Raw genomic sequence first — 12,991 nt, 5'->3', positions numbered from 1 at the left:
TGTTGGCCAACTTGGCCTTGGTGCGGTACTTGCCGTTCGCCTGCAGGGTGGCGATATCGAACGTGTGCTTGGCAATGTCGATACCAATGACACTGGGCATGTGAGCTCCTCCTGATCGTTCCAAATGCGATCATCACTGCACCCGGCCCAACCTTGTGAATGCGAGCTCTGGGCTCAAGATACCGTTCGGGCTGTTCGAGTGAGTGTGGAGGGGCGGAGCACTATCTACGTCGCAGGCTCAGGGCCTAAGGGTGGACACGACTTCCAGCCCCTCCCCCGATGATCAGTCGGGAACTATTACCCCTGAAGGGGTAGTTAGTCGAGATACAAGGGTGGATGACGCTCTTTTCATCCACCAACGATGTTGCCTGGGAGCACGAAAGGTGGACCGGTGACGCGTGGTCCAACCTACGCAAGCCATCTGTGCCGGGATCGGTTCGGTGCCCCGCAACAGCGGCCATCTGAAACCGGAGATGCCGCCGGGCGTAGGGTGGATGACGCTCTTTTCATCCACCAACGATGTTGCCTGGAAGCACGAAAGGTGGACCGGTGAAGCGTGGTCCAGCCTACGCAAGCCATCTGTGCCGGGATCGGTTCGGTGCCCCGCAAAAGCGCCCATCTGAAACCGGAGATGCCGCCGGGCGTAGGGTGGATGACGCTCTTTTCATCCACCAGCGGTGCTGCCGGAGAACACGAACGCCATCACCACGCAGAGGCCCACCGAGCTGGCATCAGTAGCCGCGCTGGAACTCCACCTCGCCGCGCAGCGGCTCACCAGCCTGGAAGCGCGCCAGGTTGTCGAGGAACAGCCCCACCAGCAGCTCCGGCAGGGTAGGCGCCGAGCTGTGGCCGGTGAGCAGCAGCCGGGGCGCGGTCCAGAACGGGTGCGCGGGGGGCAGCGGCTCTTCGCGGCAGACGTCGATCACCGCACCGGCCAGGTGCCCGGCCTGCAGGCTGGCGACCAGGTCGGCATCCACCACCGCCACACCGCGCCCGGCATTGATGAACAGCGCCTCCGGCTGCAGGCGCGCGAACAGTGCGGCGTCATACACGTCACGGGTGGCCGGGGTGTCGGGCAGCAGGTTGATCAGGTAATCGGCCCAAGCCGCCTGCTCCGCCAGGGCGTCCTTCCCCAGCACCTGGCTGAACGGCTCCAGGGCACGGGGCTCGCGGGCGATGCCGCGCAGCTCGACCCCGAACGGCGCGAGGAAGCGCGCAACGCTCTGGCCGATATCACCGGCACCGACGACCAGCACCCGCCGCCCGGCCAGGCTGCTGGGCATGCGTGCATCCCACTGGCGTTCCACCTGGCTGGCCAGGCGCGAGAGCAGCTGGCGCTCGTGGGCGAGGATGTAGGTCAGCATGTACTCGGCCATCACCTGGCCGAAGATGCCCACGGCGCGGGTCAGGCGGTAGTTGCGCGGCAGGCCCGCCGCCAGCAACGGGGTGATGCCGGCCCAGCTGGACTGCACCCAGCGCGGGGCGAACCCGGCCTGCAGCAGTTCCACCACCCGCTCCGGGCTGCCCAGCCAGATGGGCCGGTCCGCCGCCAGGGCGCGCAGCTCGTCCGGGTCGTCGCTGCCGGCCACATCCAGCGAGGGGATGGCGGCGAGCAGCAGTTCGGCGTGGCGGAGGTGTTTCTCGTCAGCGAGGAGGACTTTCATCAGATGGGGTCGTTCATCCGCAGCAGTTCTTCGGGCAGGTGCTCGATGTATTCCTCTTCACCCGGCGGCATCTGCAGGTGGTAACCCTGCTTCTCGAGGTTCTCCAGCACCTTGCCGATGTCCTCGCGGGCCAGCTGGCGCTCGGGGCTGAGCACCAGGTCGAAGGCGTGCTGCGGCGTGCCGAAGGCCGCCAGCAGTGCCTCGGGTACACGGACCAGGGCATCGCGCTTCTCGACGTAGAGGTACATCTCGTTCTTGCGCGGGCTCTTGTAGATGGAGCAGATGCGTTTCATGGGGCGTTGTCTCCGGCCAGGGCATCGAGCAGTGCCTGGCCCATCAGTTCGCGGCGCCAGCCCTTGAAGCCGTCGGGCAGGCTGTAGGGGCCGTTGGGGTAGCCCGTCTTGAGCAGGGCTTCCAGGTGCTTCTTGCGCAGCATGAGTTCGGGCGCCATGCCCAGGCGCTCAGCCTCGGCCTGGCCGATGGCGCGCAGCTTCTTCAGCAGCGTGGTGGCTTCCGACGGCAGCGGCTCTGGCAGCGGCTCGGGCCATTCGGCCGGGGGCAGCTCGGCCGCTTCGCGGATCATCTTCAGCAGGGTGTTGCCGTCCTGGCGCACGGTGCGCGGGTGCATGTCCTCGACACGGGCCAGGGCGACGAGGTTGTCCGGCTGGAACTTGGCCAGCGGCCACAGGGCGTGCTCGCGGACGATGCGGTTGCGCGGCTGGTCGCGGCGGCGCGCCTCGAGGTCGCGCCAGGCGTAGAGGTCACGCAGCACGGCCAGCTGCTGGCGGGACAGCTTCCAGCCCAGCTTGGCGTCGCGGTAGAGCTCGTACGGGTCCACTTCACGGCGCAGGTTGGCCACCAGTTCGGCGCCGTCCTCCAAGACCCAGGCGCGCTTGGTGGCGTCCAGGCGCTCGTCGATGATGCGGTAGATCTCGGCCAGGTGGATGGCGTCCTCGGCGGCGTAGCGCTCCTGCATCTCGGTGAGCGGGCGCTGCAGCCAGTCGGAGCGGGTCTCGTCCTTGGGCAGGTCGATGCCGAGCACCGCCTGCACCAGGCGCGAATAGCCCATGGAGTAGCCGATGCCCAGGTAGCCGGCGGCCAGCTGGGTGTCCAGCAGCGGCAGCGGCAGGCTGCCGGTGAGGCGCAGGAAGACTTCGAGGTCCTCGCTGCAGGCGTGCAGCACCTTGGTCACCGCCGGGTCTTCGAGCAGCTCGGCGAAGGGGCGCCAGTCCTTGATCAGCAGGGGGTCGATGAGCCAGGCGCTCTCGCCGTCGCCCACCTGCACCAGGCCGGCCTTCGGGTAGAAGGTGTCGACCCGCATGAACTCGGTGTCCAGGGCCACGAAGCTGAGGTTGCGCCAGCGGGCGCAATGGGAGGCCAGTTCGGCGTCGTCGCGAATCCAGTGAAAGTCGATGGCCACAAGGCTCTCCTCGGTTCAGAGGCGCGAAGTATATATCGCAACCCCATCCCCGCCCCACCCGTCATTCCGCGTGGGGCGGCACAGGTCAGCCCAGCTCGCTGCACAGGCGTTGCAGCAGGGCCGGCGAGCTGGCCTGCATGGGCGCGCGCAACTCGTCGCGGATCAGCCCGCGCAGGGCCAGCAGGCTCTTCACCGGCGCCGGGTTGGGCTCGACGAAGGCCAGGCGGATCAGCGGCTGCAGCTCGCGGAAGATCGCCCGTGCGCCCACCAAGTCGGCCGCTGCCACGCGCTCGGCCATGGCCACGAAGCGTTCGGGGTGGATGTGCGCCGAGGCGGCGATGGCGCCCGTGCCGCCGTGGCAGAGGGTGGCGAAGATCTGCGCGTCTTCCCCCGCCAGCACGTCGAGCTGGCCGTCGGCGATCAGCGCCTGGGTCTTGTCGATCTCGCCGCCGCAATCCTTGATCGCCACGATGCGCGGGTGCCGGGCCAGCTCGCGCAGGGTCTCCAGCTCCAGGCGCGAGCCGGTGCGGTAGGGGATGTCGTAGAGGATCACTGGCACCGCGGCGGCGTCGGCGATGGCGCCGAACCAGGCCAGCAACCCTGATTGCGAGGGGCGTATGTAATAAGGCGCTGGCACCAGCAGGCCGGCCACCGGGCGCTTCTGCACCTCGTGCTGCATGGCCAGGACCTCTGCCAGGTTGTTGCCGGCCAGGCCCATCACCAGGCGCTCGCCGGGCACGGTTTCGAGCAGGGCATCGAGCACCGCGAGCTGCTCGCGCTTGCTCAGCGCCGCCGCCTCACCGGTGCTGCCACACACCACCAGCCCCGCGACGCCGGCCTCCAGCAGGTGCGCGGACAGGCGACGCAGGGCGGGGAAATCAATGGTGCCATCGGCGAAGGGGGTTACCAGGGCGACCCAGATTCCGGAAAACACAGGCATAGCGAAAACTCCTTCAGGCTGACCGTAAAAGTCACCGTCGGAGGCTGGCGGGGAGTGTTCGTGCAAGAGAGGTTTCGACCTTCGCGTCCACTGTCCTGTCAGCCCATCTGACGGGACAGCACGCCCCGGTCAAATGAGCGACTGTTTCTTCGATTTACCCGCGGCAACGCCAAGCACCAGCGCCGGCAGGGCCGGAACGGAAGCGATGGAGGCGAAGATGGCGGGCATGGAGTAGCTCGGTGCGGAAGTGCGAGACGGGGATACTGCGAAAATCCCTACAAGCCTGTCAACTGCGGCGACGTCGCACCCCAGCCATTCAGCCGGGCCCGGTGTCTGGCGCTGGCCGGCCATGGCTGCTAAAAAGCCCTTCCAACAATAACCAGGCCCATGACGGGCCCACCGCCAGGGAATTCGGACATGAAGAAGCTTCTGGGCCTGCTGGTCCTGCTCATCGCCGCTGCGGGCATCTACCTCGCCATCACCAAGAGCCCCATCGACCCCGTCGCCTGGGACGCCCCCAAGGCGCCGCCCATGACCGGCGTGATGGAGCCCAACGACACCCTGATGAAGGCCGAGTTGCTGGCCAAGGGGCAGATCCACGGCCCCGAGGACACCGCGGTGGACGCCCAGGGCCGCGTCTATGCCGGCCTGCATGACGGCCGCGTGGTGCGCATCACCGCCGACGGCAAGGTCGAGACCTTCGCCACCACCGGCGGCCGCCCGCTGGGCATGGACTTCGACGCCCAGGGCAACCTGATCGTCGGCGACGCCTACAAGGGCCTGCTGAGCATCGACCCGCAAGGCCAGATCAAGGTCCTCGCCACCGAGGCCGAAGGCGGCCCCTTCCGCTTCACCGACGACCTGGACATCGCCAGCGACGGGCGCATCTACTTCACCGACGCCTCCGCCAAGTTCGAGCAGCCGGACTACCTGCTGGACCTGCTCGAAGGCCGCCCCCACGGCCGCCTGATGCGCTATGACCCGGCCACCGGCAAGGTCGAGGTGCTGCTCAAGAACCTGTACTTCGGCAACGGCGTGGCGCTCTCGGCCAAGGAAGACTTCGTGCTGGTCAACGAAACCTACCGCTATCGCATCACCCGCTACTGGCTGAGCGGCGAGAAGGCCGGCACCCACGACGTGTTCATAGACAACCTGCCGGGCCTGCCGGACAACCTGCAAGGCGACCGCAAGGGCACCTTCTGGGTCGCCCTGCCCTCCCCGCGCAAGGCCGACGCCGACTTCCTCCACACCCAGCCCTGGCTCAAGGCGCAGATCGCCAAGCTGCCCCGCGCCCTGTGGCCCAAGGCGGAGAAATACGGCCTGGTGATCGCCCTCGACGAGAACGGCCAGATCATCCGCAGCCTGCACGACACCAGCGGCACCCACCTGCGCATGATCACTTCGGTGAAACCGGTGGGCGACTACCTCTACTTCGGCAGCCTGGACAACGACCGCATCGGCAAGCTGAAGATCCACTGAGAATCGCAAGAACCGCACCCCGCTACCGGATACGAAAAGCCCGCCAATCGGCGGGCTTCTTCATTTCAGGGGCGGTAATGCCGGCACTCAGGCCGGCACCGTCTCGCGCACGCCCTGAACCACCCGCGCCGGCTGAGGGTGCAGCAGCGCCTGCATCTGCCCATGGGTCCGTGCCATCAGCTCTTCCAGGCGCTCCACATCGAACTGCGCGGCATCGATGGGTTCGCCCACGTGCAGCGACACCGGCAGGCCGAGGTTGAACCGCCAGGTACGCGCCGGCAGCACCTGATGGATGCCCCGGATGGCCACCGGGACGATCACCGCATCGGTATCCAGCGCCAGGTGGAAACAGCCCTTCTTGAAACGCTGCAACTGGCCATCCTTCGAGCGCGTACCTTCCGGCGCCGCCCACAGCACGATGCCGCTCTCCATCATCTGCCGCGCCTTGTGCAGGTCGGCCAGGGCCCGCTCGCGGTTGTGCCGGTCGATGAAGGGGAACTCACCGGCCTTCATCGCCGCACCGAGAAACGGCAGGCGCGACAGCTCCTGCTTGGCCAGCATGCGGATCGAGCCCGGCAGGGCGACGAAGCTGGCGGGAATGTCGTAGTGGCTGGAATGGTTGCAAAGGATCAGGTAGCGGCGGCCGTCGTTGAAATCCGGCAGGCTGCCGTGCACCGACAGGCGCACCCGCACCAGGCGCAGCAGGCCCCGGGACCAGGCACGGGTGTAGGCGTCGACCCGCGCGCGGTCGAGGCGCCCGCAGGCCCCCCGCCCGAGTATCAACAGGCAATAGAACAGGGTCAGCGACAGTGACCCGAGCACCACGCCGATACGGCGGGCGAGGTTGGCGCTCTCGGCGAAGGATTGCAGGCTGGGCATGGACGGCTCCCCATCGATCAGCGCGACGCGGCGCGCGGCTGTCCTTATGATGCCCACTGTCATCGATTGGACACAGGACACCGCCATGCCCCTCGCGCAACTCATCAGCCCCCGGCAACTGGAAGCCCGCCTGAACGAACCGGGCGTGATCGTGCTGGATTGCCGCTTCGCCCTCGACGACCCCGCCTACGGCCAGCGCAGCTACGCCGAAGGGCATATCCCCGGCGCCCGCTTCGCCGACCTGGAGCACGACCTTTCCGGCCGGGTGCAGAAGGGCGTCACCGGCCGCCACCCGCTGCCCGCTCCCGAGCGCCTGGTGGAGCGCCTGCGCGGTTGGGGCATCGACAACGGCAGCACCCTGGTGCTCCACGACGATGGCCCCGGCGCCTTTGCCGCCCGCGCCTGGTGGCTGCTGGCCTGGCTGGGCAAGCGCGAAGGCGTCTACCTGCTGGATGGCGGCCTCAAGGCCTGGCGCGATGAAGGCCTGCCCCTGGAAGTCGCGGTGCCCGAAGTGCCCCGGGGCCACTTCAGCGGCCAGGCCGACCCGACCCTGCTGCGCAGCGCCGACGAACTGCAGGGCCGCCTGGGCAACGCTGACCTGACCCTACTCGACGCCCGCGCCCTGCCCCGCTTCAAGGGCGAGGTGGAGCCCATCGACCCGGTGGCCGGCCATATACCCGGCGCGCAGTGCGCAGTGTTCACCGACAACCTCGGCGCCGACGGTCGCTTCCTCCCCGCCGAAACCCTGCGCCAGCGGTTCGCCGCCTTCCTCGGCGAGCGCCCGGTGGACGGCCTCGTGGCCTACTGCGGCTCCGGCGTCACCGCCTGCCACAACCTGTTCGCCCTGAGTCTGGCCGGCTACCCGCTGGCGCCGCTCTACGCCGGCTCCTGGAGCGAATGGATCAATGACCCGGCACGCCCGCTGGCCAAGGGCGAATGACGCCACGCGGCTCTCACCGGCCAGGTACCGAAACGGTATGAGGCCGGTTGCCAGCGATCATTTTTTAATCACCCTGGGATATATGCCGCCGCCATCACGGCTTCAAACAGTTTAAAAACAGGCCTTTACAGCGGTTTCATCGCACTACACTTCAAATCGAGCGGCTAACCCCGCTTCCGGCGGGGCCCTTTCCGAGAACGAGAAGCTGCCAGATGCCCCCGGTCCCGCCGGCACCTTTCTCGCGAGGGCACCATGGGAATAGCCGCCAGCGACCTCTGTGAACACGTCATCCGCCCCACCCTGCTCTACCTGCAGCGACCATCGCCGATGGCGGAGTCCCTGCTGCTGGGCGCCGCCGCCTGCCAGTCGGCACTCGGCTCAGCGTTGGGTGACAAGGCTGGCTACGGCCTCTACCACATCAGCGAAGAGCACCACCGCTGCCTCTGGGATCTGCACCTGGCACGCGACCCGGAACTCGCCAGCCTGGTGCGCGGCCTGGCCAGCCAGCACGCCTTCCTCGCCGCACCGCACATGGAGCTGACGGTGAACTTGCGCTACGCCACCGCCATCGCCTGGCTGCTGATCGAAACCGAAGTGCTGGTGATGCCCGCCGCCGACGACTGGGCGGGCATGGCCGCCATCTGGCGCCAGGTGTTCAACCCTCAGGGAACACCCGGTGACTACCTGGATGCCTGGCAACGCTGGGTAGGCCCCTCGGCGAAGGTCGCGTAGGACAAAACCGCTCACTGACCGACCAGTCAGGAACGAGCGTCCAATGCAATATGCCCGATCGGCGAAATTGCAGGCATTTTGATGCCATAAAGCCAGAGAAAACGCTCTATTCCGGGAACTCCCGGAAGCTGGCAGGGGTCTGGAAATCCTGATAGTTTCCGCCACCTGCCTCAAAGTCCCCAGGAGTCACCCGTGATCAAAAGAGTCTTCAAGACCAGCCTCGCAATCGCCATCAGCGCTGCATCCAGCTACAGCCTCGCCGGCGGCTTCGCCATCAACGAACAGAGCGTCAGTGGCATGGGCACCGCCTTCGCCGGTCGCTCCTCGTCCGCTGATGACGCCACCACCGTGTTCGGCAACCCGGCCGGCATGTCGCGCCTCAAGCGCGAACAGGTCAGTGGTGGCCTTGCCCTGCTGGACGCCAAGACCGACATCGACGACCACAGCAGCACCTTCGGCGGCAGCAACGACGGCGACATGGTCCCCTTCATGGGCGTGCCCATGGGCTACTACGTCAAGCCGATCGATGACAAATGGACCTTCGGCCTCGGCATGTACGTGCCCTTCGGCCTGATCACCGACTACGAGTCCGGCTTCGAAGGCCGCTACTACGGCGATCGCAGCGAAGTCCGCGTGATCACCCTGCAGCCGACCATCAGCTACAAGATCAACGACCAGCTCTCCGTCGGCTTCGGCCCGACCATCAACCGCATCGACGGTGAACTGACCTCCGCCACCCTCAACGCGGCCACCCCCGGCCGCAACGATGGCAAGGTCAAGGTCAAGGGCGACGACACCGCGCTGGGCTACAACGTCGGCGTACTGTTCGAAGCCACCCAGAGCACCCGCTTCGGCCTGACCTACCACTCCATGGTCAACTACAAGCTGAAAGGCGATACCCAGGTTTCCGGCACAGGCTTCGGCCCCTTCTCCGGCAACGAGTACGACGCCTCGCTGAAACTGAAGACGCCCGAATCCGTCGACTTCTCGGTCACCCACGACCTGAACGCCGACTGGACCCTCTATGCCGGTAGCACCTGGACCCGCTGGAGCCGCCTGAAGGACATCACCGTCAACAACAAGGGCGTTCCGGCACTGCTGGGCGGCTCGGCCGGCCCCATCGGCACCATCTCCGAAGAGCAGGACTGGCGCGACACCTGGTCCTACGCCGTGGGCGCTTCCTACAAGCTGAACCCGCAGTGGACCCTGCGCGCCGGCCTGGCCTACGACCAGACCCCGACCCGCAACGAGCACCGCTCGCCGCGCATCCCCACCGACGACCGCAAGATCCTCAGCCTGGGCGCCGCCTGGAGCCCGAGCGACGACTGGACCGTCGATGTCGCCTACTCCTACCTGAAGGAAGACGATGCCGAAGTGAACCAGACCAGCGCCACCAAGGGCCGCTACAGCTCCACCTACAAGAACAGCGCCCACGGCCTGGGGGCTCAGGTGACCTACCGCTTCTGATAGAATCCTGCCTCAACAAAAAGGGCCGATCAGAAAACTGATCGGCCCTTTTTTGCTCCACCAATAAAATCGTAAGGCTACACGGAGACCTCTTGTCGGACAGGCTCCATGGCATGTCGGACCAAGACACGAATAGTGGCGATGAATCCCCCCACTACGAGACCTAGGACTAAACCACACAGAAGAATCAAGAACTTCTGGGGTTTCACAGGTTCCTCAGGGCTCGAAGCCACTTGATCTACATGGACCAAGCGTAACTTAGAGAAATCGAGAAGTGCGAACTCGGCTTTCAAAGATTCCAACTTCGCACGCTCGCCACTGAGCTCCACGATATCCTTGAAGAAAATATCCTCATTTTTACGCGCCCTAAGCGTCTCAACCTGACGATTATTTTCCAAACGGCTCAACTTTGTTTGGATTTTCGCAATTTTTGGCTCGACGAAATCATCAGAAGTACGAGACAGAAGCGTCGTGCGTTCGGCAGACAGCGCCTCAACGCCCATGAAATATAAAGGATTTTGCTGGTTATTAACTTCGGTCCGAACGAAATTACCCTGCCCTCCCACCCTACTTTCCGCCATTGCCGAGGGCGTTGTAGGCTTGGAAATCCCCAATTTTTCTGCAATCAGGATCGCTTCATCCAGCTGTTTGATACGACTCTGCCGACCAGTTAGCAACTGCTGCCGCAGTGCTCTGAGCTCGTCCTGAAACAAAGCCTTGTCCAACTGGTCACTTTCCAATAACTCTGCAATACGAGAGGCCTTATCAGCGTCATAACGCGCTTTCTCAGCACTGAATCGCGCCTGTAACATCGAGAGCCGATTATTCACAAGAACATCCATGTCTTCCTGCAATTTTTTCCGCTCATGATCAATGGCGGCCATAACCAACCCATTGGTAATGGCAACACCATCCACACCCTCTGGATAGATAAAACTGATCCCTTGATATGAACGAGGCTCTCCTGCCGCTTTAACCTCAGAGGCAATCATTGAGAACGCCTCACGATTGAGGCGATCGAGCAATTGGTTCAAAGGCTCATCCGCCTTACGCATGTCCTTGACAAGCTCCAAATGAGAGTTCAGATAATCCAAACGCAAGCTGTATGAGCCCAACGCATTCATTACCCGCTCCAATGAAGCCTCAGGCGTTATTGAGTAGAAACCTGACTCATTGAGCTGGTCCAGATCCTTGAGAGACGCCGGCCTAAGTATGCTCTGAACCTTATATTGAGGAGTTGCCACAAACGCATAGACTGCTGCGAGAACGAGCGATACAACAGTAATTGCAAGAACCAAGCGACGCTGTTTCCAGATACCCTTCAATAGAACGAAGAACTCTATGTCGTTAGAGGTTCTATACGGCTGTATTAGCGGGGCATTCATATCTTTTCTTCCATGACAGCTAGACGAAACTTAAGTAGGGCACTTTAAAACAAGAACTCACATAGCTGGACCCATTCAGCGGCATTCCCACTCCACCTCCGGAGCTCACCGAGCACCGGTAAAGACCGAGCAATAACTTGGGGATCGCAAAGTAGCACAGGTAGGTAGAAAAACTGTAGCTCGTGAAAGAGATATCAGCACTGCGCCTACAAGCGCAGAGGCATAATTCACAGATGGCCATTAGCCTTCATTCCATAAAAAAGCCCGGACAGGTCCGGGCTTTTTTCATTCACTCGAGGTCATTCACTCGACGATCTTGGGCTTGTCGTCCTTGTTCATGTCCATCACCGTCGCCGCCGGCTCGCTCACCACCACGGGCTGCGGTTCGGGAGCGGGCTGCGGCTGGGCCTCGGCGGGTGCTTCCTTCTTCTTGCCGCGGATGCGGTTGATGATCCAGGCGCCGATGGCCAGGGGCACGAAGAAGAACTTCTTCAGGAACACCAGCAGGATGGCGAACAGGCCGGCCTTGGCGGCGACCTTGCCGGCGATCAGGGCGCCCAGGCCATAGGCCGCGACCTTGTCCAGCTCGGGGTTGAAGTCGGCGTAGCGGTTGCCCGGGTTGAACTCGGTCATGGCCAGCACCGCCGGCAGGTTCTGCTCGATGGTCGGCAGCTGGTCCATGTTGGCGATGAAGTTCAGCACCAGCACGCCCTTACGGCCCAGCACGCGGATGTTGTAGTTCAGGGTGTGGGTCTCGGCGTCACCGAACTTCAGCTCCTTGGCCCAGTGCAGCTTGCGGCCTTCGGCGTCGTAGCGCGGCTGGGCGGCCCAGCCGATCAGTTGCACCGGCTCGTAGCCGTTCTCGGCACGCCACTTGTTGTCGGCCTTGGCCTCTTCCTTCATGTCCTTGAGCATGTCGCCGTAGTCGATGTCAGCGGCATCTTCGTCGGAGACGTAGCCGTTCTCTTCGTACTCAACCGTCACCGCCCAGGACTCGTCGGCCAGTGGCGAGATGCCCTTGGGCAGAATCATGCCCAGCGGCAGGACTTCATCCGGCGGGTTGCCCCAGGCATCGGTCAGCACGCGTTCGGCGTCTTCACCAGCGAGGAAGACAAACTGCTCGGGGACGTCGAGGGTGGCGAGGTTGTCGCCGATCACCACCTTGCCCTGCTGGAAGTTCAGGCTGGCGAGGAACTCTTCCTCGGACATCGTCTGGCCATCTTCCTCGATGGTGGCCTCGCCCTCCTCTTCCGCCTGGGTGGCGGCAACGGGTTCTTCGGCGGGGGCTTCGGGTTTGGCGGCGAATGCGGAAGGAATGGCGGCGGCGATAAGGCCGGCCAGGATCAGTTCCTTGATCGACATGGGTAACTCCATGGATGGGCAAAAAGACAGGCGCGAGACGTTACCACGGGCCGGGCCGGGAAAACGGAACCAGCCGAAATATTCGGAAATATTTATCCCGCGCTACGGAACTTTTTGCAAAACATTGGCAATGCGATCAGGGGGTACTGGCCAAAGCCTGCTCCACTGCCTTCACCAGATCCTCGTCATCGGGTTTGGTGAGGCTGGAGAAGTGCGCAATCACCTTGCCCTGGCGATCCACCACGTACTTGTAGAAGTTCCAGCGCGGGCTCTGCCCGGACTGGGCGATGAGGTCGCGGTAGAGCGGCGTCGCCTCGTCCCCGGTGACGTGCTGCGGCTGGGTCATGGCGAAGGTCACGCCGTAGTTCACGTAGCAGACCTTGGCGGTCTCGGCGTTGTCGTCGGCTTCCTGCTTGAAGTCGTCGGAGGGCACGCCCAGCACTTCCAGCCCCTGGTCCTTGTAGCGCTGGTAGAGCGCCTCCAGGCCCTTGAACTGCGGGGTGAAGCCGCAGTGGCTGGCGGTGTTGACCACCACCAGCGGCTTGCCGGCGAAGCGCTGGCAGAGGTCGATGGTTTCCTTGGAACGCAGCTGCTGCATCGAGTGCTGCAGCAACGGCACGCACTCGGTGGCCAGGGCGGGCCCGGCGACAGAGGCCAGCAGGGGGAGAAGGAAGAGACGTTTCATCGGGCACTCCACGCGGCAGGGGCAATGCTCGAAGGCTA

Annotated in this window: 12 protein-coding genes and 1 pseudogene; 4 read left to right on the top strand and 9 right to left on the bottom strand. The window is 64.2% G+C overall.

The annotated features are described in order from the left end of the window. The 5 genes and pseudogenes from RTW82_RS30780 to dapA all read right to left on the bottom strand — a co-directional run. Positions 1 to 100 (bottom strand): annotated as a pseudogene (locus tag RTW82_RS30780) (IS110 family transposase); the annotation flags it as partial. Positions 101 to 731: 631 nt separating this feature from the next. After that, a complete protein-coding gene (locus tag RTW82_RS30775) occupies positions 732 to 1,664 on the bottom strand; it encodes a D-2-hydroxyacid dehydrogenase (protein WP_316927456.1) in 933 nt (310 codons plus the stop codon). After that, the gene (locus RTW82_RS30770) at positions 1,664 to 1,957 is read right to left on the bottom strand and encodes a YcgL domain-containing protein (RefSeq protein WP_316927455.1); all 294 of its coding nucleotides are present in this window, start codon (positions 1,955 to 1,957) and stop codon (positions 1,664 to 1,666) included. The genes RTW82_RS30775 and RTW82_RS30770 overlap by 1 nt, the downstream gene beginning before the upstream one ends. Continuing rightward, a complete protein-coding gene (rnd, locus tag RTW82_RS30765) occupies positions 1,954 to 3,084 on the bottom strand; it encodes a ribonuclease D (protein ID WP_021222724.1) in 1,131 nt (376 codons plus the stop codon). The genes RTW82_RS30770 and rnd overlap by 4 nt, the downstream gene beginning before the upstream one ends. A gap of 85 nt (positions 3,085 to 3,169) precedes the next feature. Continuing rightward, positions 3,170 to 4,024, bottom strand: coding sequence for a 4-hydroxy-tetrahydrodipicolinate synthase (dapA, locus tag RTW82_RS30760; protein ID WP_316927454.1), 855 nt, complete (start codon positions 4,022 to 4,024; stop codon positions 3,170 to 3,172). Positions 4,025 to 4,441: 417 nt separating this feature from the next. On the opposite strand from dapA, the gene RTW82_RS30755 reads away from it, so the two are divergent. Beyond that, positions 4,442 to 5,503 carry an SMP-30/gluconolactonase/LRE family protein gene (locus RTW82_RS30755; protein ID WP_316927453.1) on the top strand — a complete coding sequence of 354 codons (1,062 nt, stop codon included), beginning with the start codon at positions 4,442 to 4,444 and terminating at the stop codon, positions 5,501 to 5,503. An 87-nt stretch (positions 5,504 to 5,590) separates the two neighbouring features. On the opposite strand, the gene RTW82_RS30750 is transcribed toward RTW82_RS30755, so the two are convergent. After that, positions 5,591 to 6,382: a lysophospholipid acyltransferase family protein gene (locus tag RTW82_RS30750; protein WP_184487980.1), complete on the bottom strand. Its 792-nt coding sequence runs from the start codon at positions 6,380 to 6,382 to the stop codon at positions 5,591 to 5,593. 85 nt (positions 6,383 to 6,467) lie between these two features. On the opposite strand from RTW82_RS30750, the gene RTW82_RS30745 reads away from it, so the two are divergent. The 3 genes from RTW82_RS30745 (at position 6,468) to RTW82_RS30735 (ending at position 9,521) form a co-directional block, all read left to right on the top strand. Further along, complete coding sequence (locus RTW82_RS30745) at positions 6,468 to 7,322, top strand: sulfurtransferase (RefSeq protein ID WP_021222719.1); 855 nt, start codon at positions 6,468 to 6,470, stop codon at positions 7,320 to 7,322. Between the two features lie 252 nt (positions 7,323 to 7,574). Beyond that, positions 7,575 to 8,054 carry a hypothetical protein gene (locus RTW82_RS30740; protein WP_021222718.1) on the top strand — a complete coding sequence of 160 codons (480 nt, stop codon included), beginning with the start codon at positions 7,575 to 7,577 and terminating at the stop codon, positions 8,052 to 8,054. A 192-nt stretch (positions 8,055 to 8,246) separates the two neighbouring features. Further along, the gene (locus RTW82_RS30735) at positions 8,247 to 9,521 is read left to right on the top strand and encodes an OmpP1/FadL family transporter (protein ID WP_021222717.1); all 1,275 of its coding nucleotides are present in this window, start codon (positions 8,247 to 8,249) and stop codon (positions 9,519 to 9,521) included. Between the two features lie 77 nt (positions 9,522 to 9,598). On the opposite strand, the gene RTW82_RS30730 is transcribed toward RTW82_RS30735, so the two are convergent. From RTW82_RS30730 to RTW82_RS30720, 3 genes are all read right to left on the bottom strand, one after another. Further along, complete coding sequence (locus RTW82_RS30730; RefSeq protein WP_316927452.1) at positions 9,599 to 10,906, bottom strand: Wzz/FepE/Etk N-terminal domain-containing protein; 1,308 nt, start codon at positions 10,904 to 10,906, stop codon at positions 9,599 to 9,601. 303 nt (positions 10,907 to 11,209) lie between these two features. Then, entirely contained in the window at positions 11,210 to 12,268 is a 1,059-nt protein-coding gene (locus RTW82_RS30725; protein ID WP_043246203.1) for a DUF2167 domain-containing protein, read from the bottom strand. Positions 12,269 to 12,404: 136 nt separating this feature from the next. Beyond that, the gene (locus RTW82_RS30720) at positions 12,405 to 12,953 is read right to left on the bottom strand and encodes a glutathione peroxidase (RefSeq protein WP_021222715.1); all 549 of its coding nucleotides are present in this window, start codon (positions 12,951 to 12,953) and stop codon (positions 12,405 to 12,407) included. Positions 12,954 to 12,991: the final 38 nt, after the last annotated feature.

Source organism: Pseudomonas sp. zfem005 (genome assembly GCF_032621735.1).
GTDB classification, from domain to species: domain Bacteria; phylum Pseudomonadota; class Gammaproteobacteria; order Pseudomonadales; family Pseudomonadaceae; genus Metapseudomonas; species Metapseudomonas solani.
This window is presented reverse-complemented; position numbering and strand designations above follow the sequence as displayed.

Excerpts from the sequence above, each read along its gene's own strand:
- dapA (WP_316927454.1), bottom strand. The coding sequence starts at position 4,024 with ATGCCTGTGTTTTCCGGAATCTGGGTCGCCCTGGTAACCCCCTTCGCC.
- RTW82_RS30725 (WP_043246203.1), bottom strand. The coding sequence starts at position 12,268 with ATGTCGATCAAGGAACTGATCCTGGCCGGCCTTATCGCCGCCGCCATT.
- RTW82_RS30720 (WP_021222715.1), bottom strand. The coding sequence starts at position 12,953 with ATGAAACGTCTCTTCCTTCTCCCCCTGCTGGCCTCTGTCGCCGGGCCC.
- RTW82_RS30775 (WP_316927456.1), bottom strand. The coding sequence starts at position 1,664 with ATGAAAGTCCTCCTCGCTGACGAGAAACACCTCCGCCACGCCGAACTG.
- RTW82_RS30770 (WP_316927455.1), bottom strand. The coding sequence starts at position 1,957 with ATGAAACGCATCTGCTCCATCTACAAGAGCCCGCGCAAGAACGAGATG.
- RTW82_RS30750 (WP_184487980.1), bottom strand. The coding sequence starts at position 6,382 with ATGCCCAGCCTGCAATCCTTCGCCGAGAGCGCCAACCTCGCCCGCCGT.
- RTW82_RS30745 (WP_021222719.1), top strand. The coding sequence starts at position 6,468 with ATGCCCCTCGCGCAACTCATCAGCCCCCGGCAACTGGAAGCCCGCCTG.
- RTW82_RS30730 (WP_316927452.1), bottom strand. The coding sequence starts at position 10,906 with ATGAATGCCCCGCTAATACAGCCGTATAGAACCTCTAACGACATAGAG.
- RTW82_RS30755 (WP_316927453.1), top strand. The coding sequence starts at position 4,442 with ATGAAGAAGCTTCTGGGCCTGCTGGTCCTGCTCATCGCCGCTGCGGGC.
- RTW82_RS30740 (WP_021222718.1), top strand. The coding sequence starts at position 7,575 with ATGGGAATAGCCGCCAGCGACCTCTGTGAACACGTCATCCGCCCCACC.